This is a genomic window from Endozoicomonas elysicola (assembly GCF_000710775.1).
Classification (GTDB): domain Bacteria; phylum Pseudomonadota; class Gammaproteobacteria; order Pseudomonadales; family Endozoicomonadaceae; genus Endozoicomonas; species Endozoicomonas elysicola.
Window position 1 is genome coordinate 5,057,448 of record NZ_JOJP01000001.1, and the last position, 25,778, is coordinate 5,083,225.

General features: G+C 46.0%; 24 protein-coding genes. 8 read left to right on the forward strand and 16 right to left on the reverse strand.

Annotated elements, in window-relative coordinates; genetic code table 11:
* Positions 1 to 229: 229 nt before the first annotated feature.
* Positions 230 to 2,209 (forward strand): DUF1302 domain-containing protein, encoded by a 1,980-nt coding sequence (locus tag GV64_RS21240; RefSeq protein WP_020582268.1) that lies wholly within the window; start codon positions 230 to 232, stop codon positions 2,207 to 2,209.
* Positions 2,210 to 2,417: 208 nt separating this feature from the next.
* Here the strand turns inward: GV64_RS21240 and GV64_RS21245 are convergent, their stop codons facing one another.
* Complete coding sequence (locus GV64_RS21245) at positions 2,418 to 2,708, reverse strand: hypothetical protein (protein ID WP_020582269.1); 291 nt, start codon at positions 2,706 to 2,708, stop codon at positions 2,418 to 2,420.
* Positions 2,709 to 3,173: 465 nt separating this feature from the next.
* Between GV64_RS21245 and GV64_RS21250 the strand changes: the two genes are divergently transcribed.
* Complete coding sequence (locus GV64_RS21250) at positions 3,174 to 3,926, forward strand: DsbA family protein (RefSeq protein ID WP_020582270.1); 753 nt, start codon at positions 3,174 to 3,176, stop codon at positions 3,924 to 3,926.
* Between the two features lie 227 nt (positions 3,927 to 4,153).
* Here the strand turns inward: GV64_RS21250 and GV64_RS21255 are convergent, their stop codons facing one another.
* The 6 genes from GV64_RS21255 to GV64_RS21280 all read right to left on the reverse strand — a co-directional run bounded on the left by GV64_RS21255 (position 4,154) and on the right by GV64_RS21280 (position 9,993).
* Complete coding sequence (locus GV64_RS21255; RefSeq protein WP_020582271.1) at positions 4,154 to 4,585, reverse strand: H-NS family histone-like protein; 432 nt, start codon at positions 4,583 to 4,585, stop codon at positions 4,154 to 4,156.
* A gap of 834 nt (positions 4,586 to 5,419) precedes the next feature.
* Positions 5,420 to 7,135, reverse strand: coding sequence for an AMP-binding protein (locus tag GV64_RS21260; protein ID WP_033402980.1), 1,716 nt, complete (start codon positions 7,133 to 7,135; stop codon positions 5,420 to 5,422).
* 234 nt (positions 7,136 to 7,369) lie between these two features.
* Positions 7,370 to 7,672, reverse strand: coding sequence for a GIY-YIG nuclease family protein (locus GV64_RS21265; protein WP_020582273.1), 303 nt, complete (start codon positions 7,670 to 7,672; stop codon positions 7,370 to 7,372).
* 150 nt (positions 7,673 to 7,822) lie between these two features.
* A complete protein-coding gene (locus tag GV64_RS21270) occupies positions 7,823 to 8,200 on the reverse strand; it encodes a nuclear transport factor 2 family protein (protein WP_020582274.1) in 378 nt (125 codons plus the stop codon).
* Between the two features lie 66 nt (positions 8,201 to 8,266).
* Entirely contained in the window at positions 8,267 to 9,475 is a 1,209-nt protein-coding gene (locus GV64_RS21275; protein WP_020582275.1) for an aromatic amino acid transport family protein, read from the reverse strand.
* A gap of 185 nt (positions 9,476 to 9,660) precedes the next feature.
* The gene (locus GV64_RS21280) at positions 9,661 to 9,993 is read right to left on the reverse strand and encodes a PBPRA1643 family SWIM/SEC-C metal-binding motif protein (protein ID WP_020582276.1); all 333 of its coding nucleotides are present in this window, start codon (positions 9,991 to 9,993) and stop codon (positions 9,661 to 9,663) included.
* Between the two features lie 262 nt (positions 9,994 to 10,255).
* On the opposite strand from GV64_RS21280, the gene GV64_RS21285 reads away from it, so the two are divergent.
* Together GV64_RS21285 and GV64_RS21290 are read left to right on the forward strand one after the other, a co-directional pair.
* Entirely contained in the window at positions 10,256 to 10,504 is a 249-nt protein-coding gene (locus tag GV64_RS21285) for a GlsB/YeaQ/YmgE family stress response membrane protein (protein WP_020582277.1), read from the forward strand.
* Positions 10,505 to 10,635: 131 nt separating this feature from the next.
* The gene (locus GV64_RS21290; RefSeq protein ID WP_020582278.1) at positions 10,636 to 11,760 is read left to right on the forward strand and encodes a DSD1 family PLP-dependent enzyme; all 1,125 of its coding nucleotides are present in this window, start codon (positions 10,636 to 10,638) and stop codon (positions 11,758 to 11,760) included.
* A 17-nt stretch (positions 11,761 to 11,777) separates the two neighbouring features.
* Here GV64_RS21290 and GV64_RS21295 read toward each other — a convergent pair whose 3' ends face one another.
* A complete protein-coding gene (locus GV64_RS21295; protein ID WP_236632977.1) occupies positions 11,778 to 12,596 on the reverse strand; it encodes a CvfB family protein in 819 nt (272 codons plus the stop codon).
* 72 nt (positions 12,597 to 12,668) lie between these two features.
* Positions 12,669 to 13,268: a DUF938 domain-containing protein gene (locus GV64_RS21300; protein WP_020582280.1), complete on the reverse strand. Its 600-nt coding sequence runs from the start codon at positions 13,266 to 13,268 to the stop codon at positions 12,669 to 12,671.
* 122 nt (positions 13,269 to 13,390) lie between these two features.
* Here GV64_RS21300 and GV64_RS21305 point away from each other — a divergent pair, with 122 nt between their 5' ends.
* Complete coding sequence (locus GV64_RS21305) at positions 13,391 to 13,783, forward strand: acyl-CoA thioesterase (protein WP_020582281.1); 393 nt, start codon at positions 13,391 to 13,393, stop codon at positions 13,781 to 13,783.
* A gap of 65 nt (positions 13,784 to 13,848) precedes the next feature.
* On the opposite strand, the gene GV64_RS21310 is transcribed toward GV64_RS21305, so the two are convergent.
* Complete coding sequence (locus tag GV64_RS21310) at positions 13,849 to 14,580, reverse strand: META domain-containing protein (protein ID WP_020582282.1); 732 nt, start codon at positions 14,578 to 14,580, stop codon at positions 13,849 to 13,851.
* Between the two features lie 413 nt (positions 14,581 to 14,993).
* On the opposite strand from GV64_RS21310, the gene trhA reads away from it, so the two are divergent.
* Entirely contained in the window at positions 14,994 to 15,668 is a 675-nt protein-coding gene (gene trhA / locus GV64_RS21315) for a PAQR family membrane homeostasis protein TrhA (protein WP_020582283.1), read from the forward strand.
* A gap of 93 nt (positions 15,669 to 15,761) precedes the next feature.
* Positions 15,762 to 16,928 (forward strand): hypothetical protein, encoded by a 1,167-nt coding sequence (locus GV64_RS21320; protein ID WP_152554149.1) that lies wholly within the window; start codon positions 15,762 to 15,764, stop codon positions 16,926 to 16,928.
* Positions 16,929 to 16,991: 63 nt separating this feature from the next.
* On the opposite strand, the gene GV64_RS21325 is transcribed toward GV64_RS21320, so the two are convergent.
* The 4 genes from GV64_RS21325 to pcp form a co-directional block, all read right to left on the reverse strand.
* The gene (locus tag GV64_RS21325) at positions 16,992 to 18,809 is read right to left on the reverse strand and encodes a DEAD/DEAH box helicase (RefSeq protein ID WP_020582285.1); all 1,818 of its coding nucleotides are present in this window, start codon (positions 18,807 to 18,809) and stop codon (positions 16,992 to 16,994) included.
* A 625-nt stretch (positions 18,810 to 19,434) separates the two neighbouring features.
* Positions 19,435 to 20,406 (reverse strand): aldo/keto reductase, encoded by a 972-nt coding sequence (locus tag GV64_RS21330; RefSeq protein WP_020582286.1) that lies wholly within the window; start codon positions 20,404 to 20,406, stop codon positions 19,435 to 19,437.
* A gap of 66 nt (positions 20,407 to 20,472) precedes the next feature.
* The gene (locus GV64_RS21335) at positions 20,473 to 21,726 is read right to left on the reverse strand and encodes a sugar MFS transporter (protein ID WP_020582287.1); all 1,254 of its coding nucleotides are present in this window, start codon (positions 21,724 to 21,726) and stop codon (positions 20,473 to 20,475) included.
* 200 nt (positions 21,727 to 21,926) lie between these two features.
* Positions 21,927 to 22,568, reverse strand: coding sequence for a pyroglutamyl-peptidase I (gene pcp / locus GV64_RS21340; RefSeq protein WP_020582288.1), 642 nt, complete (start codon positions 22,566 to 22,568; stop codon positions 21,927 to 21,929).
* Between the two features lie 270 nt (positions 22,569 to 22,838).
* On the opposite strand from pcp, the gene GV64_RS21345 reads away from it, so the two are divergent.
* Positions 22,839 to 24,029: a hypothetical protein gene (locus tag GV64_RS21345; protein WP_020582289.1), complete on the forward strand. Its 1,191-nt coding sequence runs from the start codon at positions 22,839 to 22,841 to the stop codon at positions 24,027 to 24,029.
* Between the two features lie 7 nt (positions 24,030 to 24,036).
* Here GV64_RS21345 and GV64_RS24905 read toward each other — a convergent pair whose 3' ends face one another.
* Both GV64_RS24905 and GV64_RS21350 read right to left on the reverse strand, forming a co-directional pair.
* The gene (locus tag GV64_RS24905) at positions 24,037 to 24,144 is read right to left on the reverse strand and encodes a MetS family NSS transporter small subunit (RefSeq protein WP_020582290.1); all 108 of its coding nucleotides are present in this window, start codon (positions 24,142 to 24,144) and stop codon (positions 24,037 to 24,039) included.
* A gap of 1 nt (position 24,145) precedes the next feature.
* The gene (locus tag GV64_RS21350; protein ID WP_020582291.1) at positions 24,146 to 25,633 is read right to left on the reverse strand and encodes a sodium-dependent transporter; all 1,488 of its coding nucleotides are present in this window, start codon (positions 25,631 to 25,633) and stop codon (positions 24,146 to 24,148) included.
* Between the last annotated feature and the right edge of the window lie 145 nt (positions 25,634 to 25,778).

Below are 25,778 nucleotides of genomic sequence, written 5' to 3' on the forward strand. Positions count from 1 at the left end.
GCCGAAACACAAAACAATAAAAATAATACCAAGCGTATTTTCTAACCATCGTCGTAAATATTGCGAACTTCGGTTCAAGTTCAGACGAAATAACTGGTCATAGTGGGGACTATTACCAGGGGCTCCAAGGCTGTACAGGAACCCGGGTTATCAGCGCAATAGCGCAGTTAGATTAATCCATTGGTATACAAAATAACTCTAATAATAAACGGCAAGGATACAGCCCCTCATGTTGAATCGACTGCAGCTCGCACCGGCTACTGCTGGCTTTATGTTAACGGGCACACTGCTTCTCTCCGCTTCTGCTCAGGCTTTTGAGTTTGAAGCAATGGATGGAGAAGTACAGGGAACCCTCAATACCACCATCACCCTGGGCGCCAAGTACGACCTTGAAGGTTATGAAACGCCAGAATCCAACGAACAGCTTGAAAACGACGGCGATCGTTCATTCAAAAGAGGCTTTGTCAGCAAAGCGCTGAAAGTTACCTCTGAGTTGGATGTTAAAAAAGACAACTACGGTTTCTTCGGTCGAGCCACTGCCTATTACGACCATGTACTGATGAACGGTACCAACCACTGGCAGGAAAATAACGACGCTGACGTTGCCAAGGGTCTCTATGATGAAAGCGGAACCTTCCCGGGCTGGTCCGATGAAGTTAAAGACAACCAGGGCCGCGGTGTTAAGCTGCAAAGTGCTTATGTTTTTGCCGACTGGCAGTTTGATGGTGGCCAGAAGCTCAGCCTGAAACTGGGTGACCAGACCCATAATTGGGGGGAAACCATTTTCTACGGTGGCGGCATGATGGATCTGAACGCCTATGATATGGCACTGGCAACCGTTCCTGGCTCTGATGGTGATTTGAATCTGGCACAGGGAATGGTCATGGCCGACTTGCAGTTCAACGACCAGATGACTTTATCTAGTTTTGTCCAATATGACTGGGATCGCTCGATTATGCCTGGCCGAGGTACTTATGGCTCTGGCGAAGATATCTTTGTTCCAGGTTCGGACTTTGCGCATTATGACCTTGCAACATTCAATTTAGACCCAGCCACTCTAACAGCATTACAAGCAGCAGGTCTTACATCCACCCAAGACCAGATCCTAACAGCGATGGGACTAGACTACACAGCAGACTATGTTACTGTTGCAGACGTTTCCGGTGTTGATTCTGCAAAAAACTCAGGCCAGTGGGGATTAAGGTTTACATTTACGCCAGAGTCTATGCCTGAGACAGAGTTTGCTCTTTACTATGCAAACTACCACTCAAGCCTGCCCTTTATTGATGCCTATGTTAGCTCAGCTGACGCACTTGCAGGTATGCAGAGCGTTGGCCTAGCTTTAGGGGGATCAGTCGACGCCGCAGTGACAGACTACCTTGATGCAGTTGAAGCAGCAACCACCGCTGGAGGCGGGAATGGTACAGTTGCACGGCAAATGTCTCAGGTTGGTTTGGCAGGCCTTCACATGCTCTCTAACGGAACTTTCGCAAAAGTTGTTTACCCAGAAGACATCAAAGTCTGGGGAGCTAGCTTCAATACAAAGGTCTGGGGCTATACACAAATTGCAGGTGAGTTAACTTATCGTGAAAATGCTCCCATTTGGGTCGATCATCCAGAAGACCTGCTAACCAAAGCAATTGAGGGCACAACGAACATAGGTCAAGGTCAAGACTATAATTCATCACAAGCTGTTGAAGGAAAAACAGCGAGCCCCGATGAGTGGTTTGCGAACTACGAACGTACACCAATGTGGGATGCATCTCTATCAGTCATTCAACCTTTCGGAGCTGTTCTCGGTACTGATCTGATGTACGTTGTTGGGGAAGCTGCATTTCAGCAAATTTCCGGCCTCGATAACTACGAGCGGTATGTTGCGAAAGGTTCAAGCGACTGGGCTGGAGAAGATGTTTCAGAAAATGCCGACGAACGTCTCGACCGTTTTAGCTGGGGCTACAACATGATGGTCGGCGCCAACTGGAATGATGTCGCCATGCCCGGCCTGAATCTGGAGTCCACCTTCCGCTTCACGCACGATGTCGATGGTAACTCCCATATGACCGGTCGCTTTGAAGAAGGCGAGAAAAAGATCAATATGGGGCTGACTGCCAAGTATGACGATATGATGGCTAAAGTGACCTGGGGTGGCGATGCTGATACCGTTCTGCGTAAAGGCACCATTACCGGGACCGTTGGTTATACCTTCTAAGCCCGATTAATTCCCATGCACAGCGTGGGAGCGTGAAACACTGAAAACTCACCACAAAAAAGCCGGTTCCCATTGAAGGTAACCGGCTTTTTTATAACCTTTCTGCCATCAGCCTCTTCTGGAGGCTAATCTGCAACACCTAACCACACCGGCCTGAGAAACAAAGCAATAGTTTTGTACTATGAGCCTTAATGGTTCAAATCAACAATTACGCATTTGGATCAATGATCACATGAGCGCCCTTTTCGGCTGCCATCTTGCGACAGGCCTTATAGTCACGGTCACTGGTGATATAAAAGGTAGGTGCCACATTGACCGAAAGATTCGGAGACATATTCCCCTGGGCTGAGAAGCGAGATTCACTGGCCTGACGAACAGCAGAAACACTTCCCATAGAATAACAAACCATGCCCTGTTTCTGCTGATCTTCAACCCTGTCAACAGCCTGAGCAACACCAGCCAATAACAATCCCGCTACAGCAACAGCAATTACTTTCATTGTTTCAGTCCTTTACATGTTTTTTAAGGAACTGTTGTTATCGGCCTCTTTAGCGATCATTTAGCAGGCTATCAATCTTTCCCGACAAGCTGTCAGGGAAGCCAACAACAACGCCTGATGTAAAGTATATTTGGCTTTTTTCACATCACTGCTCGATACCGATATTCTGTCCTTCCGGGTACTTCAGCGGTCTTGACACTATCCCTTCAGAGCTCCTGCTCAGAAGCCCCTCAAGGACCACAATACGCAGACTTCACCCCATAAAACCTGACTTGAAGCAATAAACACCCCAGAATCACAGGGCATTACCAATGACATACTCAATGCTTAATTAATAATCAGAATTAAAAAGATGATGCTTACAATATTATTACCTTAACTAAGAGAGACTTCATTCCATAGCGGTCACCCAAAAAGGTATGATGGGTAAAAATAGCCCTAATCAAATTACATTGGACGTTAGCCATGAAAAAACTTCTAGCCATTGCTGCCACAGCCTTAATACTTCCGTTAAGTAGCCAGGCAAAGCCACTTGACCAGGAACAACAGCAACAAGTCCGAGAACTGGTTCGTGAAACCCTGATCGAAAACCCTGAAATCTTTATTGAAGTAGTAAATGAGCTGAAAAAAAGAGAAGAGATTGCCAGAACACAGGCTCAAGACTCAGCACTCAGCACCAGTCAGGCTGAGCTTTTCAACAACAGCAATGATCCATTTGCGGGCTCAAAAACCCCAAAACTGAGTATTGTTTACTTTGGCGATGTTAACTGCGGGTTTTGCAAGAAACAGGATCCGGTACTTGAATCATTGGTAAAAGCTTATCCTGACCTGAAAATCATATACAAAGACCTGCCGATCCTTGGACCAAGTTCACGAGAAGCCGCCGCTCTGTCATTAGCAGCACTTTCATTAACAGAAGGAGCAAAAGGCAATACAACCTATCTCTCCTTGCATAAGCAGTTTATGTCACACCCAGCCCGCCATGACTCCAACTCTATTGCCAGCAGTGTAAAAACTCAGGGTCTGAATCTCGATGAGCTCAAAAAAGCAGTTGATGCTGATATTAACCAGCAATTGGACAGCAATATCATGCTTGCTCAAAGGTTGGGTATCACTGGTACGCCAGCACTGGTGTTCCCCGATGAGATAATTGGTGGTTTTACTAACGAAAGTACACTGAAAGAGATGATTGGACAGCGGCTAAATCAGGCAAAGTAAAACTCGGGTCCCTTGATATTCCAGCCCGGATATTCAATAAGCTGCCCCAAGTCTCGTGCAGGACTTTATCGCTCTAAGTGATTTATTAAGAGCGTGCCTTAACGGGCTTTACGGTCGACTCTGCAAAACTCACTAAGAACCACAAAAGACAAGCGAGAACAGGGGCATGTTTATGGAGTATCCGGGCTAGAAGGCTCTCTGATTTAATTAAACCGAGAAATGAGCAATTAGAGCTCAGAAACGATACAGGCCTTACGTTCCTTACCGGTACGCTCAAGATAAGCCGAGAAGTCCGCAGGAATACGTCCTGTTGTCGCTCCTTCCCAATCTACTGATGAGCCATCGGTAGTTTCATAGCGGAACAAGTAACGCTGGCGTGTTTTCCCTTTACGTCCGCTGGTGCTCTTGTCATCAGCCAGACCTTTGATATCACCCATAGACAGGCCAAGCTCTTTCATCTGCTGAACGACCGCATCCAGAGCCTCTTTCTTTCGAGCCTGCTCTTCTTCAATCTCCATTTGAGCCATCAGCTTTTCTTCATAGATGGCGTCAATTCGCCCAATAACACGCTGAAGATCTTCAGCATGCATATCATGGAACAGCTTACGAACCTGAACTTTAGATTTCAGGACACTGAGCGCTTCATCAAAAATATTCATTGTTTGAAACCAATCTTGTCAATAAAAGTATCAATTAAAAGTGGAGTTAGAAATCAATAGAAAAACTTAACATTGACGCTTCTGTCTGTAAATAGAGACAAGCCCGTGCATTGTTGGTAAAAATAAATGAGCATATTATCTCATCACCTCTCACAAAATGCTTTCTGTAGACATCATCTTACATATTTCCTGCTTTGGATCACGAAAAATATGAAATCTCAGGTCTATCACCGGAAACCTGATTTTTCATCAGCTAGTTTGGGAGTTCAGTAATGATTGGTAGCTAATTCAGAGAACACGCAGTAAAAACAGAAAAGACAAAATAAAACCATATTAACAATCAAAGTACTACCGACATAACAATTCAGTCTCACTAAAACATGGATAAAAAAATATAACCACATCGCCTAAATCGATAAAAACCTAATCATTCAGTTTAATTCATATTTTTAAATACGCCAAAAAAAACTCAAGCCCTACGCTATCAAAGACTTTAAGATAAGCACAAAACCCCTGATGTTCCAAGAAAGTCGAGTATCAAATTATTATCGATAATTGAAAAAAGTTAAACTTAAAAGAGGGACGTTATTTGAAACAAGAAACCCAAAAAATGAAACACACCCTAGATTTTCTTTAAACGCAGGCCAACCAATTAGAACAACTAATATTTCTCAGGACAAAAAATCAAAAACAACGAAACAGACAAAAAAGGATACGGCAAAATCTATTCATCAATTAAAAAAACCAAACTTCTGTAATAAACATGAGAATTAATAAAATCCAACGTAATTTCAAAGCCCCGTCATTTACCGGGGCCCTGATTTCCAGCGAAAGTCAGGAAGCGGCTTCCCGTTTCTTCATCTCCTCGGCACGAAGATCCTTACGCAAAATCTTACCAACGGGTGTTGTTGGCAGCTCATCACGGAACTCAACCTGCTTTGGGATCTTATAAGCTGTCAGGTTAAGCCTGCAGTACTCATTAACCTCTTCAGCCGTTAAGCTCTTATCGCCTGGAATAATAAAGAGCTTGACAGCCTCACCGGTTTTTTCATCAGGCACACCAATAACAGCACAGTTCTGAACCTTGTCATGCTTGGAAACAATATCCTCCACTTCGTTAGGGTAAACATTAAAGCCAGAGACCAATACCATATCCTTAACCCGGTCGACAATCTTCACGTAACCTTCATCGTCGAGAATGGCCACATCTCCAGTTTTGAACCAGCCTTCATCATCGATCACCTCAGCAGTTGCTTCTGGACGCATCCAATAGCCTTTCATCACCTGAGGCCCTTTCACGCAGAGCTCTCCCCGCTCTCCCAGAGGCAACTCATTACCCTGATCATCAATTGTCTTGAGAGCGGTTCCAGACATTGGCAAACCAACAGTCCCCAATTTAGAGTAACTGCCTGCAGGATTTAACGAGACCACCGGGGACGTCTCGGAAAGACCATATCCCTCAGAAATTGTACAGCCAGTCATATCCTTCCATCGATTCGCAACGGCTTCCTGAAGGGCTGTCCCACCCGACATAGTCAGTTGCAGCTCTGAAAAATCAAGGTCCTTAAACTCAGGGTGATTCATTAACCCAACAAACAGAGTGTTCAACCCAATAAATATGTTCATCTTGTGCGGCTTCAAGGCCTTAACAAACGTATCCATATCACGGGGATTGGCGATCAGAACGCTGTGCCCTCCCAGCTGGAAAAACGCCATCAGGTGAACCGTAAATGCGTAAATATGATAAAGAGGCAAAGGCGCTATAGCAGTATTTCCATCAGGCTTCGCCAAAGGAACACCGTTTTCATCTGTTTGTGATAGCACACTGGCTGTCTGCAGAACATTACTTACCAAATTGCGCTGGGTCAGCATGGCACCTTTAGCAACCCCGGTAGTACCTCCGGTGTATTGCAAAACTGCCACATCATCAGCACCAGGAGAAATTGGTTTGCTGAACCGGGATTTTGATCCCAGCTTCATCGCCTGATTGAAGCTCAATGCCTGAGGCAGTTTGTATGAAGGAACCATCTTCTTGACGTGTTTTACGGCAAGATTAATCAGGCTTCTCTTAGGCCAGGGCAGCAGGTCTGCCAGTTCAGTAACGATCAGATGCTTGATTGGCGTATCCTGAATGATGTCCTCAACCAGATGGCCGACTACATTCAGGCAGACCAGAGCCTTGGCACCAGAGTCTGTAAACTGGTGCTTCATCTCTCTGGCAGTGTACAGTGGGTTTGTATTGACAATAATCAGCCCCGCTTTAATCGCACCATAAACGACAACGGGATACTGAAGCAGGTTAGGTAACTGAATGGCAATGCTGTCACCAGGTTTCAGTGTCGTATGGTTTTGGAGATAAGCAGCAAACTCTGTACTCAGACGGTCTATTTCGTGAAAGGTAACCGTTCTGCCCATGCTTGTATAAGCCGGCCTGTCACCGTATTTATGGACTGCATGTTCAATGACTTCACCCAGGTTTTTGAACTTATCAAGATCAATTTGGTCAGCAACACCGGGGGCACGCTTGCCATCCCAAAAACTGGCTTCCATGAACACCTCATATTTATTGTTGTTATCCAAAGGCAATGAAGCAGTAGTATTTATCTACCCTGTGTCTTACAAAGATCCTTCCTGCTTCATTCATTTTTGATGAATCATACTATCTAAACGTTCAAGCTTGAACCCAAAATGATACTTTATGCTTCTTTTTGTTATAAAAAGCCATGAACACGCTTGGAAAAACATTGCGTGCCCACCTGTTAAAAGGTCTCCAACAAGGTGTATTTAGGGAGCGGGAAGCAACTTATCTGCCCAAAGGTGACTGCGATTCTCAGAAGAAGAAAGTAAGATCAACTTTTGTTTTCGGGTTAACTTCTTAATGGCGGCCTCTCGCCGACTTGCTGATGAGCGGTTATCGGCATCTTCCAGGTAAACAAGTTGCTTTGGCTTGCGCCCCCTGAAAAATCTGGCACCACCAGCAGCGCCACAATGCTGCTGCCACCGCCGAACAATATCCGTGGTAATGCCTGTGTAGAGACTGTTATCACTGGCAAGAATGATGTAAACCGACCAATATCCAGCAGGCATATCTGGCTCGTCCTGAACGAAATCAAGGTAGTTTTATAACATTGAGAACCGGGAGACTTAAAGAACATAAGCCTGTCGCATTGATAGAATAAATATCTCCGAAATAATCTGAGATGCTTGGAGAAACATGCCGTCAGGACTCACCCAGCCTTATACACCACTGTGCAGATGCCAGATTTTCAACCCCTCATCAACGGTTCTTAAAGCGTATGAAGAACGAACTATCACATTTCTCATGCCCTGTTCTGAACCTTTCTCAGAGCATCGTACATTCCAGTAACAGGCACAGCAGACCAAATCCTCTCTCACCATTTCAGCGGCCAGATCATACTCCATATTATCGATTTCCCACCGACTGAACATAAACCGGTACCACCCATGAATTTCTTCTTTACCCTGGAGGTCACTACCACACGCTTCCCAGAAAACCGCACGTTCTGTAAATTGAGTCATTAGCCCCAGGGCATCAGCCCTTTTGTGATAGTCTGCGTACTTCAGAAAAAACGCATCCAGGTTAGTAAGGGGCATGAGGCCTCTCCGTTCTTATAGGTTAGAGAAGGAAAAAATAGACCATTTTGTTAACCTGGTTATCGATCAACCAATCGACGGTAATACACCGCTGATCACACCAAACTGAGCACCAATCACCAGAAGGCCAATAATGATAGCGCCCGCTAGAGCAGGAATACCTCCAGCCACTTGATAAGGTTCCTCCATATGAAGTTTACGAACCTTCCAGACCAGTGCAACCGGGATGAATACTGCCAGAATCACCAGGGCAATTGCAGCGTAACCAAGTGCAGTGACAAAACTACCCGGCATAAAAATGGCTGCCAGCAAAGGTATTAGCAGAGTCAGAGTGATAGTTTCAATACGCCCCCAAATACCATGGGACCGACCAAACACTTCAGCCAGGTAATCGAATAATCCAAGAGCGACACCAAGAAATGAAGTACCCAGGGCAAAAGCGGCAAACGCACTGATCATATAATCAAAGCTCGCTGTTCTGGAGTGACTGCCAATAGCATCCATCAGTGACGTAACACCATCCGGACTATGCGCCATACTGATTACCGTTGCAGAAGAAACCACCCCAATAACCACGATCATCCAGATCACATAAATGCCGAAAGGGAGCGAGCTGCCTCCAATCAGTGCATAACGAAACCGGTGAGGTTTTCCCTGAACATACTGAACAACGGTAGGAACCGCACAATGATAGCCAAAAGATGTGTACAGTACCGGTAATGCAGCAACAAGAATTCTGGGGGCACTGTTTTCCAGCACGACATTGCTCAAGCTGACTTCTGGCAATAGCGACACTACGATATACAGCAACAGAGCCAGCATGAGAGCAAACATCACCCGGTTCACTACATCTACCACCCGGGTGCCCGTAACAACCAGTATTGCGACCAGTAATACAACGAGCGTTGCCGTTATCCGAAAAGGAAGATGAACCCCCTCTTTTGCCAGCAGACTACCCAGCACATTGGCACCGCCAGAAATATAAGCTGCGCAAAGCGAATAGTAGAGGAACAGCATGGCAGCAATGGCGATACCCTGACCAACCGGCCCCATCAAACGCCCCATCACACCATGAAGGTTTTCGGCTTCCGGACAGGCCCGACACGCCTCTGCAATCAAAAGGCCACCATAGGTAGATAGGCCCCACATCAGAAACATCAGGAATACACCCCAGCCAAGACCAGTCAGTGCTGCTACCAGAGGCAATGCCAGCATACCAGCACCAATCGAAGTACCGGCGACCAGAAGGCTACTACCCATCGTCTGACTTTTCATATTCGGTCCACCTGATAGATAAAACAAAAGCCACTAAAAGCGGCTTTTGAAAGTAGGAGGCTTATTAAGATAGGTCGACAAGATGACTCTATAAATAACCTATCTGCACTAATAATGGACCGAATTAGAATTTTTTCTACTTATCAGGTGATTTTTTCAGCAATCAGAAGGGTTCAGCTTTGTTATCAAGCACAGCATTTTTTATATTTTTTTCCACTACCACAAAGACATGGGTCATTTCGTCCTGGCACTTTCTCCAGAACTGTCGTTTTTGGTGTTTCTCTGAGCAGTTGAAGAGCTGATGTGTCTTCAGGCGCTTCCTCATCGACTTCAATGTGGCAGAACCAGCCGTTCTCCATGAACTCTTTTTCCAGCTCAGCCTTACGCTCTTCAGTCTGCACAGTGAGTTCTGCAGGATTCCTTTCTGTTCCAAGGCGGGCCTTTTTCTTGCCGTCAAACACCCGGAAGGCCTGCTTGTCGTCGATCTGAAGATTCGTCTGGGTATAGAATTTGCCCATTTGGTCACCTGCTAAGCTGGAAAAATTAGCCTCTCTGACAGAGAGGAAGATATGAAAAGCAAAACCGGAGCAGTTTACTGGAAGTCCCTGTTTTTAGCCACCAGCCAATTCCTGACGGATTGAGCGCTCAACGACCATTCCAAGCTCCATAGTTTCAAAAAACTAAACTAAAATTGCCTCAACCCACCTTCTTCATAAACCCCTGCCAAACCCTCTCAAATGGCAGGCCATTACCATTTTATCTGTATCTTCAGGAGGAGATATGGGCATTATTGATATCCTTGTTTTTCTGCTTGTTGGAGCTATCGCAGGCTTTCTTGCCGGCCAGTTCTTTAAAGGCAGTGGCTTTGGTTTGATGTGGAATATCATTATCGGGATTATTGGCTCAGTGGTCGGAGGCCTGGTATTTGGCATCCTGGGCTTTGCCACAACCAGCCTGCTTGGCAGTATAATCAGTGCCACCATTGGAGCCATTCTTCTCTTGATCATTATTCAGAAGATAAAAACCTGATCCAGTTCTGATGACATAATTAAGAGCGGTTTTCTCCAACGACGCTTCATAGAAAACCGCTTCCTGCGAATTAAGGGCTACACTGTGTATTCCTTATTAATACCTCCATGAAATATCTGATCAATTAATTTATGACACCATCTCAGCCATTCTCTCTGGAAGCGCTTGATACCCCTGCCCTAGTCGTTGATTTGGACTGTATGGAGCAGAACCTAAAGCGAATGCAAACATTTGCTGATCAGCACTCAGTTGCTCTTCGCCCCCATACAAAAGCCCATAAAATACCTGAGCTTGCTGCACTGCAACTTGAGATGGGAGCCAAAGGTATCTGTGTGGCAAAATTGGGTGAAGCTGAAGTGATGCTGGCTAGTGGTATAAAAGATATTCTGATCACAACGCCAATCGCTAACCCTATCAAACTGGAACGTCTGGCAAACCTTTATGTTCGGTACCCTGGCGCCAGAATCATTCAGGTGATTGATCACCCGGATCATGCAAATGCCATAGACTCTATCGCTACCAAAAACGGTGTAACCATTGAGGTACTGTTAGAAGTGGAATGTGGTCAAAAACGCTGTGGTATTGAGGTAGGCTTTGGACTAAAGACACTGATTGAACTGATCAATGCCTTACCCTCCATTAAATACAGCGGTATTCAGGCTTATACAGGCCATCTACAGCATGTTCGCGATTACCAGGAAAGAATAAAGCTTGCCAGAATCTCTGTAGAGCCTGTTTTTGACTTTATCAATACCTACTTAACCACCGAAGCGTTAAGGCCAGAGGTTGTCTCCGGTGGCGGCAGTGGGACTTATGACGCCTATGAGGGCATTCCCTTCACGGAGTTACAGGCAGGCTCATACCTTTTCATGGATTGGGACTACCACACCATTGGCTCACGAAATGGATCAGCAACTTACCAGGACTTTGACTGCGCCCTGAAAGTGTGGACTACAGTCATCAGCCAACCGGAGCCTGGCCGGGCAGTGGTCGATGCCGGCATGAAATGCCTCTCCATCGACTCGGGCATGCCCCACGTTGAAGGCCATAAGGATATTCAGTATCAAACGGGAGGCGATGAGCATGGTATCCTGCACTACCCTGAGAGTAATCAAGGCGTAAAAATAGGCCAGAGAATGATGATTATTCCCAGCCATTGTGACACCACACTGAATCAGTATTCCAAGCTGTACGGCATCCGCAATGGCATGGTTGAACAATGCTGGCTGATCGAGGGTCGGGGCCGAAGTGACTAACTCACCAAACCAGTCTTTTATATAAGACGAATGCCGTCTTCCTCAATACGAATAAGACGTTCTTTATACAAACCGCCAATTGCCATTTTGAACACCCGTTTGCTGACCGAGAACTCTCTTTTCACCGTATCAGGGTCAGTACGATCATTGAAAGGCAAAAAGCCATTTTCAGCTCTTAGTCTATCAAGAATAACAGCACCAAGACCTGTCATCTCCTGCTTGTCAAAGCCCGGTTTTTTCAGGCACACATCCAGTTTCTGATCCGGTCTTACCCTTTTAATGAAGCCATCAAACTTCATCCCCATTCGGATCGGTCTATCGATATCCTGATCAAAGAGCACACCCAGATATTTATTATCAATAATTGTCGTATACCCGATGTCAGTGCGGTCACAGATCATTATTGGAACCGGCTGACCATTGCTATACCGGTGTGGTGACGTACTTAGAAATTTACTGATCTTTGAAGAGGCAACAATACGGTAGCTCTGCTGCTCCTGATAGATATAGACCACATAGAACTGGTCTTTGACCATCCGTTCTTTCTGCTCACTGAAAGGAACAAGCAACTCTTTCGGCATATTCCAGTCAAGGAAAGCACCGATGCGGTTGGTATCGGTGACTTGAAGGCAGGCGAACTGCCCTACCTGAGCCTTCGGACGAAGTGTCGTTGCGATGGGAACATCATCAGAGTCAAGGTAGATAAAAACGTCAAGCTCATCACCAATCTGACACCCCTCTGGTACAAAGCGTTTTGGCAATAGAATATCATCCAACATCCCTCCATTAAGGAATGCACCAAAATCCAGAAGGTTGACCACCTTCAGATGATTCATTTGACCAATTCTAACCATGGATCTATCCGGGGAAAAAAGCAGGCGGGAAGTATAACACCCTGACTGTACAGATTATGACAACTGTTTTTGCCACACCAGGATTCGATTGTTGGCGGGCATTTCGCAGTCAGCCAACAGCATCAATCCCTGTTCTCTGGCCAGGCTATCAATTGCCTCAAAATTACGAACTCCCATATGAGGCGCCCTCTGTTTGAGATGCTGGTCAAAGAGGGCATTACTCTCACTGGTATACTTCCCGTGATAATTGAAGGGCCCATAAAGACAGAAAATGCCCCCGTTCGCTAGATGACAACCAACCCCCTGCAGCATCGCTTCCACTTCAGACCAGCTCATGATGTGGGAAGTGTTTGCTGAAAAAACACCGTCAAAGCCTTCAACAGGCCATTCAGGCAATGAAACATCCAGCTCAATGGGGTATCTGACATTCTCCAACCCAGCCTCTGATAACCAGCTGATAATACCAGAGTGGTTATCTTTTAGGTCAGATGTCTGCCACTTGAGCTGCGGCATCTCCCCTGCAAAAAAAACGGCATGCTGCCCAGTACCACTACCTATCTCAAGAATATGCGTGCATGCATCAAAGTATTGAGAGATCACTTCAAGTATGGCTATTTTGTTGTTTTCACAAGCCTGCGAATAGGGTTTTTGCATTACTTGCCCCGAGAATCAGTTAAAACCAATTAATGGCACATGAGTTGCTTTGGTATTGCAATCTTCTATGACAATAAGCTGAAACTCATAATAAAACATTACCCGGAGCAAGGAGTAGCCAGATGAAATATTTCTCCCGCCGTGCCGTTAAACCTGGCGACCTGAACCCCGCATACCGACTGTTCGGCGGTACTCTCCTGGCCTGGATTGATGAAGAAGCCGGTATTTATGCTTCCTGTAAAATGGGGCCCGGAAAGCTACTGGTGACCAAATATATGTCGGAAATTGACTTTGTCAGCTCCGCTGCCTGCGGGGATATTCTTGAGTTTGGCCTTGAGGTCGTTAATATCGGAACAACCTCTCTGACATTATGTTGTGTCGTACGAAATAAAGTAACCAGACAGGTCATTATTGTCATTGATCGCATTGTATTTGTCTGTGTTGATCAACTGGGCAACCCAGCACCGCACCAGATTGATGCAAAAAACATGCCTAGCACACCAGAACCGCACTAAAAAGGCACATAAAAAAGCAGGGCGCACCTAGATGGTGCGCCCTGCTTTACACACAATATGGTGAATCAATGCTTCGAAGGCACTGATTTCAAATTAACAGAAGGTTTAACAGCAGTAATAAACATCACCTGCCCGTTCTGAATGACTTCTGCAAGCAATTCATAATTGCTACCAGGATTGACCAGCTCCGGCGCATAGTTGACCATATAGTCCACCACATCAACATTCCTGCCTACCTGAATTCGCTCAATGCCAATAATGCCTGCAGGGTCATTTGGCATCGAGCTGTCTTGTAGAACCACAATAATTTCAGAACCTGGAGCGAAAGTCCCCTCACTGGCAGCGATCTGACCACTGACATTGGCAGACTCAGCAACATAGGTTAGTTTTTGATCACTACTGCGACTACTCAACATCAACCCATGCTCTTTAATAGCGATATTATCCAGCTTTGGAAACGTTGCCAGGTACTCGGCTTCTTTGGTCATAAACGGTGCTGGACAAGCAGCCCGACTACCCCCCATCGGAGTAAAGTGGATTTTTTTATTAGCAACCTGATAACTACCAAAATAACGATTGCACTGAGCCTGACCACCAATTCGACCATCCTGCGCCGTGGCAGGCCGAAGCTCCATGGTTACTCTTGGACCAGAGGCTGCCTGACCGTTCATTGACGTCAATACCCAGGTTTTGTTCTCAACCAACTGCGGGTCAACGCTGGTCAGCTTATGGGAGCTGCACCCAAACAAAGCAGCGCCTGCAGCCAAAACGATACAAGAGTGAATCAACCTTTTCATGTCATACTCCAGCTACGGGAATGAAGAAAAAACAGGGGAAGGCCATCAGCGATAGCCTGTAGAGGGTGACTGCCTGAAACAGAGAGGCCTGACCTCCGCACAACATGGCCCTTTAATCAGCCAGCAAAACAGAAGCTGATAGGAATAAAGTAGTCGATCATCAGGTATTGCTGCCATTCTAATTTATTGGTTTAGATGACTTTTCATATGAGTTATCGAATCTTTACGTCTTTGTGCGAAACGCTGGTAAAACTTCATTATGACCAGCAAGTCTGCAAAACCTGACAGAGGCCTTTTCGAAATTGGCTCGTCACAGATAGTAATCACTGAGGACAAATGAGAATAATTCCTATGCATACAGGAACAAGATTCAGTATGATCAGATACACTGGCACAAAATAAACAACCGGTATATGGCTCTGAAATCTACTGCAGGAAACAAACTTATCAGCCGGGGTTACAGTCTGGCTGAAGAGATTGCGAATAGTATTACCCACGGGCTGGGCGCTCTGTTGAGTGTCGCGGGCCTGACGCTGCTGGTAACCTTTGCAGCTCATCAGGCTGATGTATGGCGGGTAGTCAGTTTCAGCATCTATGGCGCAACCATGATTCTGCTGTTTTTGGCCTCCACGCTGTATCACAGCTTTCAGCACCCTAAGACCAAGAAAGTTTTCAAAATACTGGATCATTGTTCGATCTATCTGCTCATTGCCGGGACTTATACACCTTTTCTGCTGGTCAGCATGAGAAGCATGACTGGCTGGATACTTTTCGCCATCATATGGACACTGGCAGCGCTTGGCATCATCTTCAAGGTTGTATTTGGTTCAAGGTATAAAAAGCTGTCCGTGAGCACCTACGTTCTTATGGGCTGGCTAGTTCTGGTTGCTTCCGGTGAACTGGCAGATAACCTATCGACCGGTGGAATATATTGGCTGGTTGCAGGTGGATTACTTTACACCTTTGGTGTGATCTTTTATTTGTGGAAAAAACTGCCGTTTAATCACGCAATCTGGCACCTCTTTGTATTGGGGGGCTCAGCCTGTCACTTTTTTTCTGTTTTGTTTCACGTTTTACCCCCCGTTTGAATCATTTGATAGGTTCGTATAAATCTTTTTGAGGTACACGAACCTTTTTTACACTTCCTTGTCAAACCTCCACTTTTAAATCACCATTTAGATATGAATATTATGGAGCCTTCAACTTCTCGACAAGTCGAATTCGTTAATCAACATAAAGAGCAGTATCCCAAGGAAATAAGCCCCACCAAGAAGCAATTCTCTTCGCAAAAAGCAGGCGTTCACAAAGTAAGGTTAACTGATAGCTCAGGGCTACTTCCAGATAGAGCTGTCAATCCAAGTTCAGGCATCCCACAAGAGCAATTCCGGCCTTTAGGATTAAGGCGGGGTACAACCCACACTATTTCTGATGTGCCTTTACCGATTGAAGGCTCAGGATCAAGCGAAGATGATGAACGACAGAAAATTTCTGACTATTTTGAAGCAAAGCTGTTGGCTCTTGTCGGCCTACCGGTCTCAGAATATCCAAGACAATACCCTCCAATTGGAGTAACAACACAGTTCATTTCAAGAACAAAAAAAACAAATGAAAAATTCATCAATTTACATAACCAGTTGAGACAGTATTTTGCAAAAGATTTATGTTCAACAGAAATGGATTGCTACCGTGAAAAAAATAATATCCCAACGTCTTACAACAAGTCTTCATTCCCACCCAGTCTAAAGCTTGAAGCAGATGTTCACTTTATATTTCGCCATCACCCAGCGCTTTGCCGTCTCAGTTTTAGTAGCCCTTACCCTTATATTCTTCTTTTTTCAGACGAAAATGTTTATCAAATGCATCTTTTTATACCCGAAAATAAAATAACAGTTAAGGACGTCAAAATATTCTACAGCCAAAATAATAAGCCGGTAATCCAACAGAGAAACATATACCCAGAAAGCAGCGCTGCGGCTGTTGCCGCCATGCTTGCTCATGAAAGGGGGAAAACAATTAATGTGGACAGACTCTGTTCGGGGTCAGCCTATAATTCAGCAGGCATGAGTGAAGAGTTAAGGGTTTACGGCCTTGATTGTCGTGATAATAAGTTCAGCAGCCCCCCAGCTCTTTCTCAGCTAAGTCAGGCAATCCAATCACATGGTTCTGCCGCTGTTTTACTTAAATACGAAGATATCCACTGTATATGGGTACTAGTGGATAACATCGATTTAACGTCGGGCAAGGTCAGGTGTAGAAACCCATACAATTGTGAAGAGCTGGACGTTAAGCAGCAAGCATTTTGTGATAAGTGGATTCCAGAAGAGGGTTTTGTACAACTAAAGGCGTAGAATAAAAAAGAAGAATATTTACAGAAAGTATGCTGGTGACTTTACAGTCACCAGCATAAAAAATTAGCGATTCCCGCTATTATCACGACGTGGACGACGGTCACCGCCACGGCTGCCTTCACCACGACCACCATCACGACGGCCACCTTGAGGGCGACCGCCATCACGGCGACCAGCACCATCACGACGACCACGGCGCTCTCCTTGAGGCTCCTCACCTGTCCACAGCTTTAGTTCCATTGGACGGTTACGAATCTTAGCGCCTTTTAAAGCCTCAATGACGGCCTTATCCATCCCTTCTGGCAGATAGACTGACGAACAGCTATCAAATAAGCGAATGTGACCAATACTCTGTCCAGAGATTTTGCCTTCATTGGCAATAGCACCAACCAGATCACCAGGGTTAATTCCCTGATCACGACCCAGTTCTACACGATAACGAACCATCCCATCATTGTTGCGCTCACGGCCCCGGTCGCCACGTCGCTCACCATCACGCCCACGACGCTCTCCACGATCAGGACGATCGCCTCTCTCTCCACGCTCACGCCCTTCACGACGAGGCTGTTCTGGCTCTTTAGCATCCGGGAACGGGCGCTCTTTCTGTGCCATAAAGCACAGTGCCGCCGCCATGTCTTCATAGCTCAGAGCATTTTCCTGCTCAAGCTCGGCCACCAGCTCACGGAACACATCCAGTTCTTCACCCATCTCCAATACTTTGCCCACTTCCTCCTTAAACTGACGAATACGGATATCCCGCACATCGCTCATGGAAGGCAAACGCATGGTATCAATACGCTGTCGTGTAGCACTTTCGATGGCGCGTAGCATTCTGCGCTCTCTGTGAGTGGCAAACAAAATAGCAGTACCTTGACGACCCGCACGGCCAGTACGGCCAATACGGTGAACATACGCTTCAGTATCGTAAGGGATATCGTAGTTCACTACGTGGCTCATCCGCTCAACATCCAGCCCCCTGGCTGCTACGTCCGTAGCAATCAGAATATCCAGAGAACCTTTCTTTAAGCGATCAACCACTTTCTCACGCAGCGCCTGACTCATATCACCATTGAGTGCCGCAGCAGCAAAGCCACGGGCTTCGAGCTTTTCAGCCAGCTCAACCGTTGCAGTTTTGGTGCGCACGAAAATGATCATGGCATCGAACGGCTCGACTTCAAGAATACGGGTAAGTGCATCCAGCTTGTGAAAACCGCTAACCATACAGACTTTTTGAGTGATGGTATCAACGGTTGCCGTCTTGGCTTTAATCTCAACCATTGCCGGATTTTTAAGGTGGTTATCCGCAATCTTACGAATCTGGTATGGCATGGTTGCCGAGAACAGAGCCACCTGACGATCTGCAGGCGTCTGCTCCATAATCCACTCGATATCGTCTACGAAGCCCATGCGAAGCATTTCATCCGCTTCATCCAGAACAACAGTTTTCAAGCCATCCAGCTTCAGGCTTTCACGACGCAGGTGGTCCATAACACGACCCGGTGTACCCACAATTACGTGGGCTCCACGCTGAAGGCTGCGTAACTGACCACGCATATCCTGACCACCGTATACCGGCAGTACATGGAAGCCTTTCATATGGCGTGCATAACGCTGAAATGCTTCAGCAACCTGAATAGCCAGCTCACGGGTTGGCGTCAATACCAGAACCTGAGGATCACGCTGCTTCAGGTCAATACCTGACAGAAGTGGCAGTGCAAATGCGGCGGTTTTACCAGTACCGGTCTGGGCCAGTCCAAGCAGATCACGCCCTTCCAGCAGGTGAGGGATACTTTGAGCCTGAATCGGGGATGGGCTCTCATAGCCCACATCCTGCACAGCCTTAAGTACAGCCTCAGACAGAGGAAGGTCCGCAAAAGTCATCGCGTTGTTGGTATCAGTCAATTTGATACTCCATAAATTCAATTCTTTACCATAAAAATGCCGCCATCTTGATCTCAAACGCTGTCAGGTTCAGATCAGACGGCATTTGATGGTCCGGTAAACCGGCTCATGGCTGCTTGGTGCTGGCGACGCTCGGAGCAAACAGAAATGGAATGGCGGTGCACTTTACCGATGCCTTACTGATAGCATTCGGAGGATTTGCAGGCCATGGACTTCCTGGTGCTGCTATCCGGCAAGTTCTGTCTGATACAACAACAGAAAGACATTACCGAATCGCCTGTGAGGTCCACGACTGCGTTTGGAGAGGCTTGATAACAAGCTTGGCCTGCATTGATAGAGGATAATAAGATCTATCGATCTTCCATCGACTGAGCACTCAACAGAGTATGTAGTTCAACTTTCAGCCGGATTAAATGCAGGAAACGAAGCGCCAGGACTTCCCAACAAAACCCTTGCGGCCAAGAAAGGCTACGCACAGGGTAGAAAAAGGTCAGCTAGTTTAGCGTGTTTTTTAGACAGTGAATACCGTTTTTATACATCCACGCCTAGGGAATTATCACATAATGAGATATTTCCCTCCGGATTCGACCTTGATCACGTCTAATCAGGGAAGCATACGACCTCTGGCACTGACATACAACTGATACCATTGCTCCCGGCTCAATTCGATGTTTTCAACCTGATGGCAGGCCCGAATACGCTGGACGTTTGTGGTGCCAATAACTGGCTGAATGCCCGCAGGGTGTCGCATCAGCCAAGCCAGTACAACCGCCTCTCTGGAAGCGCCCAGCTCCCTGGCAAATTGATCAACCAGTCGGGCTGTTGCCTGTATGAATTCCGGTTCATCTCTGACATCCTTCCCGGTAAAGACACCCTTGCTCAGACAACCCCAAGCCTGCAACTGAATATTATGGCTGCGACAATATTCTACAGTGCCCGGTGTAAAACCAACCGACTGGCCTTCAGGATGGTTAACCAGCACCCCTTCATCCAACCAGTCCAGGTGAGTCAGGCTCATCTGGAGCTGATTCACAACAATGGGCTGCTCAAGAAAGGATTGTAGGTATTTAATCTGATGCCCACTCATATTAGATACACCAAAATGCCTGACTTTCCCTGATTTCTGCAATTGATGAAAAGCTTCAGCAATCTCTTCTGGCTGCATCAGGGGATCAGGGCGATGAAGCAGAAGCAGATCAAGGTAATCCGTCTTCAATCGGGCAAGACTATTCTCAATACTGAAAAGAATCCACTCCCGGGAGAAGTCGTAGCGATTAGGAATCTGCCCTTCAGCAAAACGAATACCACACTTGCTTTGCAGGAATATGCTTTCTCTCAGACCAGGCCGATCAGCCAGTACTTGTCCAAATACCTGCTCTGCCTTACCACGGGTATAGATATCTGCATGGTCAAAGAAATTTAAGCCGCTCTCCAGAGCACTATCCACAAACTGATGCGCCTGCAAAATATGGTCTTGTGAAAGCGGGCTATTATCCCAGTTGCCACCCAACCCCATGCAACCAGCAGCGATTCGGCTGGCTTCAGGCAAGAAAATAGTCAGGGGAATTCGATTCATAAGACTCCAACCCAATAGGGTTACTTATTTATTATGAGGCATAGTAACAGCCAGACTGTAGGTTAGCTATGAACCCTCACCCAATACCTGCTTACGCCAGGAAAAGAACCCATAAGCAGAAATAATGAGATAACAAAAGACAGAAAGGCAGAACGCAGCCTTAATCCCCCAATGGTCAGCAGCAACACCTCCAACTAGTGGAATGATTGCGCCACCAACGATTGAAGTGGTCACAATAGCGGAAGCCTGTGTTGCCACAATGGGGGATAAACCTTTCATGGAAAGACCATAAATAACAGGAAACATGATGGAATTAAACAAGCCAACCAACGCCACCAACAGCACTGCAATCAAACCACTGCTAATCATCCCACCGATCAGCAAACCGCAGGCTCCAATGCCAGAGATAATCAGCAGATAATCCGCTCTGGCATAATTCATTAACCAAGGTCCCAGAAGCCTGCCAATCAGCATTCCTCCCCAGTATAGAGAGACAAAAAGTGAAAGCACGCTATAAGGCAGATCAACCTGTTCAAGCAGGGCGTAATTGATAATAAAGCTCCCCAGCAACACCTCTGTACCAACATAAAAAAAGATCGCAACTGCCCCCAAAATGGTATGGGGATAATTCCAGGCACTGTCTTCGCATGACTCCTTATCCTGACGATCCTGAGCAAGCAGATCAGGCATTGGCAATACACTGTTTACCAAAGCCAGCAGCATTAGTGTTCCCCCCAGAAAACCATAAGGTAGAAGTAATGTCATAGCCCCCTGCTGTGTCAAAGAAAGTAGACTAAGACCCATCAAGCCTGTCGCTCTTGAAGCATTTAAAATTTCTGGTCCTGCCACAATCGGAGCAACCGTGGTGCCAAGGGCAAAAAAGGCATGGAGAAATACCAAACGTTGGTGCTCAGTGGATGGGCTGCCCAAAGCGGCCCCATAGGGACTGGACACCACTTGTAGAAAACTAACACCAGAAGCCACTACAAATAGTGCTACCAGAAAGAAGTAATAACTGTCCAAATACCAGGCGCCAAAAAACAGCAGACACCCTAGTGCTGAAACCAGATAACCTGAAATCATTCCCACTCGGTATGAGGTTCGCCGAACCACCTGACCGCAGGGATAGCTATTGATTAGGTATGCAAAAAACCAGACGACCTGAATCAGTAAAGCCTCAAAATAGCTGAGCTGAAAAACGTTTTTTAGATGAGGAATAAGTACGTCATTCAATGAGGTCAAAACCCCCATCATGAAAAACAGAACAGCAATGGCCGTCAGTGCCACACGTTTTGTATCGACTGTGAATGAGCTGATCATTTTGATTAACCCACCTCCATGAATAAAACAGTCTCAGCCACAGCAGAGGTTTCGTTAAGAACCTCTGCTGTGGCTGAGACTGTGATAACTGGTACAAGTTCACAAAAGAAGAAAATGACAGAACGCCTGCCAGGCAAGGAGAACTTCAACCCGAAACTTTTCTTTTTAGATCAGTGTATTAGCGCGCACCTAGGTTCTGATCAAGCAATTTCACCACCTGATACAAAAATATCCTTCTGAACAGAAAGTACTGTCTCCGCACAAATGGATATGCCTTTGATAATGCGCTCAAGTGACATGGAAGGCTCATCAGCCTTTATTGCCTGCCCTGGTAGCAAAGGCACATGGATAAACCCGGCACGAATGTGACTATCTCGCAACTCATGCATAACACCATAGAAGAGATGATTACATACAAAAGTACCAGCACTATTAGAAACGGCAGCAGGAATCCCCGCCCGACGCATTTCCTGAACCATTGCTTTAACAGGCAGAGTACTGAAATATGCAGCAGGGCCTCCATCTACAACCGGTTGATCAATAATTTGGTTACCCTCGTTATCCACAAGACGAAAGTCATCCATATTGATAGCAATACGTTCAGGCATAATACCAATACGCCCTGGAGCCAGACCGACCATAATCACAGCATCAGGCTCATTATCATCGATTGCAGAAATCACTGTAGCGATGGATGTTCTATGGACAACAGGAACTGTCACCGTTTTAATAACACCTAAATCCGGCAATTCAGTACCAGTAAGAACTCTTATTGCTTCTAAAGCCGGATTCAACGGCATACCACCAAAAGGTTCAAAACCACTGATTAATACCGTTTTCATAAGTCTGAAACCAACAACAAAAATGAAATTATAAAAATACTTTAAGAGAACTTACTTTTTTCTGAACCTTCGGTCAGGAAAATAGTCAGACCCCTATAACTTTACGGATTAAATAAATCTTCCTAAGCACATAAAAACACTGAAAAGCCGTAATAACTGATCTGAAAAATACTGATTTCAAACAATACATGCTTTGTTTTTTTAGATCGCAATTTTAAATAGACACTCTGCACATTTTTTCTGACAACACATAATTAAGGCTTCACCTCTATGAATGTGAATAACTCAGAGACAAGTATTATTCACAACTTTCGACAAAGCCACCCTATTATCAGTGCTCCTGTTGAGGTTATTAAACAACCTTTACTTTTCATCCACCAAACAGCAAGGATAGGTTTTTTTCTTGGCTATAAAGTCGTTGCCGCATCAACAGCATTAGTCGGTGCACTGCTGGGAGCCATCTATGGCACAGGTATCGTAGTCAGTAATCTATTTAAAACCAGTGTTGAAAACAAATTCAACCTCAGGCCTATTTATGACTATGCCATAAGCCTCTCTAAAACATTCTCGGAAAATGCATTAATACCAAAGCTTGCAGCAGGCATTGCTGGTGGCGGAGCTGTTACCGCATTAGCCCTCCCTGTTTTCATCTCTCCTTATTTCTGGGGGGCATTAGCCTGTGCCGTGCCTCTGTCGATGATAGATACAGCTTTTAATGGTAAGCCAAAAAACATACGTCAAGTATTTGATGGCGTATGGAAATACTCTGACCCGTATACTTATTTCAATACCCCCGCTGATGACCATGAAGAGATAGAAGAAATTCGAGAGTACTTTTTCCCTGATCGCTGCAGCTCCAACAAGCAAGATAAAACGAAAAAGAGAGAACCTTTCAAGCTGAACTCATCAGAGTCAAAGGCAACAAAACCTGAACATACTGAAAAACCCACATTAAATCTCACATCAGAGCTAAACCTCAGGCCACAACCTGCTCCAACTAATTGTACTGTCATGCCCAGTCAGCAAATAAACAACGCCGAACAACTCAAGCATCCTCCCGTGCACAACAGTTTCCAGGCAGGAGTCGTTCCTCTGAGGATAGAGTTACCAAGGTATCAACCTGAATCTGAAGTCGATCGTTTCTGCACACTGAAACAAGAATCAAGCCCAAAAGATGCGGTAGTACTTTGTAGCGATACAGGGCATGAATATATATTCAGTTATAAATGGCTGGCTAAGATGGCCAGAAGACTTAACAGAAAAAAAGCACCACTTTTTAACCCCAGGACAAGACAACCCTATGACTGGAATCAGGTTTTCAGGGTACCTGCTAATACAATCAGGCAATGGCTAAAAGAAGAAAAAAAGAGTCAGAACTCAGCTTGCAAACCACCCGAGTCACTTTCAGGCGGAAAACGCCCCCCAAGCACTGGCTTTTCAAATCAACGCTCGGGAGGATGAAAGGTACTTATTTATCCATAGCCTTACTATTCATCGCCTTACGAATACAGAGAGCAGCCCCACCCCAGGTAACCCCAAAGCCAAAAGTAATCATGGCAATTGCTGTAAATGTCATATCAGGCCTCCAGGGGCATTGGAAAAGGACGACGGGTTGAAATCAGAAAACCAGCAATGACCATGGCAGCCACCATCCCCCAACCAAACAGCATCTGATCAGCAGAGGCATAACCGCCATAGTTCTCAGTAGCTGCGGTCACCAGGTTATTACCCACGATGACCAGCAACAGACCAACGCAAAGGTAACGGATGCAGAATTCCCACCAGTAACCCACAGCAATTTCCGAAATACTGTTTACATGACTGCGAAGTTCAGGAAGCTTCTTGAAAACCCATGCCATCAGGAAGAGTTCAATCAGGCAGCTACCTAAAAGCGCAATGTTATTAATGTAATAGTCAACAATATCCAGAAGCAGCAGGCCGCCATTGGTCGCATAAGCCATGGAAATCAAAGCACCAGCCCCACAGATAACCGCTGCAGCTTTACGACGGGTCCAGCCCATTTTATCGATAGCAGAAGAAACAACGGCTTCCATAATGGAAATATGAGAACTCAGGCCAGCCACAACCAAAGCAATAAAGAACATTGGCCCTAACAACCAGGGCATAGGCAACAAATTAATGGCCGTCGGAATAGTTACAAACGCAAGACCAACACCTGAACTGACCACTTCAGTCAGGGGCACTCCCTGTTGAGCTGCCATGTAGCCCAATACGGCGAAAATCATGACACCGGCCATCATGGAGAAGCCGCAATTAATGAAGACGGTCATGATTGCATTATTATTGATATCGGACTTTTCAGGCAGATAACTGGAATAAGCGATCATGATCGCAAAGCCAACACTCAGTGTGAAAAAGATCTGACCATAAGCAGCTGACCACACCTTTGGATTCAACAACGCTGAAAAGTCAGGCTTAAACATCCAGTTAACACCATCGGCAGCACCGGGAAGCATTAAAACCCGAAGCGTCAGGACAACCACCATAATAAACAACAAAGGCATCATAATTTTGCCAAGTCGTTCAATACCGGTACGAACACCAGTAAAGGTGGCGTAGAAGCTTACCGCCCAGGCCAGCAAAATAGGTGCGACAATGTGCCACTGCAGAGAACCCAGTGCAGAAGGACTGTTATCACCTCTCAGCTTCAGGTATTCACCAAAGAAAAATGCATTGGCATCCACTCCCCAGCTCTGGGTAAAGGAGAAACCAAGATAAGAGATACTCCAGCCAATAACCGCTACGTAGTAGCAGGCAATAATCGCCGCCACCAATACCTGAAACCACCCCAGATATTCCATTTTACTGTGCAGTTTGGCGAATGCTCTTGGGGCAGAGCTACGCAGTTTCTGCCCCAGGCCGAACTCCAGAATCATAAATGGAATACCAGCCGTCAGCATGGCGAAAAAATAAGGAATAAGGAAAGCGCCCCCGCCATTTTCATAAGTCATGTAGGGGAAACGCCAGATATTACCAAGACCAATTGCAGAGCCTACAGCGGCGAGAATAAACCCGGTGCGTGAGGCCCACTGTTCCCGTTGCATACATCACTCCATTGCAACAAGTAATACGGAACCAGTTCCATATACTGAAATCGAGAAAAAGGGATTGTGCCTGTTACCGCTGATCCGGGGTGTGGGATCGGAAGGCCTTTGACGACAGGGGTGATTGCCTGACAAAGAAGTTACG

Coding starts and splice junctions, on each gene's coding strand:
- GV64_RS21240 (WP_020582268.1), top strand. CDS start 230: ATGTTGAATCGACTGCAGCTCGCACCGGCTACTGCTGGCTTTATGTTA.
- GV64_RS21245 (WP_020582269.1), bottom strand. CDS start 2,708: ATGAAAGTAATTGCTGTTGCTGTAGCGGGATTGTTATTGGCTGGTGTT.
- GV64_RS21250 (WP_020582270.1), top strand. CDS start 3,174: ATGAAAAAACTTCTAGCCATTGCTGCCACAGCCTTAATACTTCCGTTA.
- GV64_RS21255 (WP_020582271.1), bottom strand. CDS start 4,585: ATGAATATTTTTGATGAAGCGCTCAGTGTCCTGAAATCTAAAGTTCAG.
- GV64_RS21260 (WP_033402980.1), bottom strand. CDS start 7,135: ATGGAAGCCAGTTTTTGGGATGGCAAGCGTGCCCCCGGTGTTGCTGAC.
- GV64_RS21265 (WP_020582273.1), bottom strand. CDS start 7,672: ATGCCTGCTGGATATTGGTCGGTTTACATCATTCTTGCCAGTGATAAC.
- GV64_RS21270 (WP_020582274.1), bottom strand. CDS start 8,200: ATGCCCCTTACTAACCTGGATGCGTTTTTTCTGAAGTACGCAGACTAT.
- GV64_RS21275 (WP_020582275.1), bottom strand. CDS start 9,475: ATGAAAAGTCAGACGATGGGTAGTAGCCTTCTGGTCGCCGGTACTTCG.
- GV64_RS21280 (WP_020582276.1), bottom strand. CDS start 9,993: ATGGGCAAATTCTATACCCAGACGAATCTTCAGATCGACGACAAGCAG.
- GV64_RS21285 (WP_020582277.1), top strand. CDS start 10,256: ATGGGCATTATTGATATCCTTGTTTTTCTGCTTGTTGGAGCTATCGCA.
- GV64_RS21290 (WP_020582278.1), top strand. CDS start 10,636: ATGACACCATCTCAGCCATTCTCTCTGGAAGCGCTTGATACCCCTGCC.
- GV64_RS21295 (WP_236632977.1), bottom strand. CDS start 12,596: ATGAATCATCTGAAGGTGGTCAACCTTCTGGATTTTGGTGCATTCCTT.
- GV64_RS21300 (WP_020582280.1), bottom strand. CDS start 13,268: ATGCAAAAACCCTATTCGCAGGCTTGTGAAAACAACAAAATAGCCATA.
- GV64_RS21305 (WP_020582281.1), top strand. CDS start 13,391: ATGAAATATTTCTCCCGCCGTGCCGTTAAACCTGGCGACCTGAACCCC.
- GV64_RS21310 (WP_020582282.1), bottom strand. CDS start 14,580: ATGAAAAGGTTGATTCACTCTTGTATCGTTTTGGCTGCAGGCGCTGCT.
- trhA (WP_020582283.1), top strand. CDS start 14,994: ATGGCTCTGAAATCTACTGCAGGAAACAAACTTATCAGCCGGGGTTAC.
- GV64_RS21320 (WP_152554149.1), top strand. CDS start 15,762: ATGAATATTATGGAGCCTTCAACTTCTCGACAAGTCGAATTCGTTAAT.
- GV64_RS21325 (WP_020582285.1), bottom strand. CDS start 18,809: ATGACTTTTGCGGACCTTCCTCTGTCTGAGGCTGTACTTAAGGCTGTG.
- GV64_RS21330 (WP_020582286.1), bottom strand. CDS start 20,406: ATGAATCGAATTCCCCTGACTATTTTCTTGCCTGAAGCCAGCCGAATC.
- GV64_RS21335 (WP_020582287.1), bottom strand. CDS start 21,726: ATGATCAGCTCATTCACAGTCGATACAAAACGTGTGGCACTGACGGCC.
- pcp (WP_020582288.1), bottom strand. CDS start 22,568: ATGAAAACGGTATTAATCAGTGGTTTTGAACCTTTTGGTGGTATGCCG.
- GV64_RS21345 (WP_020582289.1), top strand. CDS start 22,839: ATGAATGTGAATAACTCAGAGACAAGTATTATTCACAACTTTCGACAA.
- GV64_RS24905 (WP_020582290.1), bottom strand. CDS start 24,144: ATGACATTTACAGCAATTGCCATGATTACTTTTGGCTTTGGGGTTACC.
- GV64_RS21350 (WP_020582291.1), bottom strand. CDS start 25,633: ATGCAACGGGAACAGTGGGCCTCACGCACCGGGTTTATTCTCGCCGCT.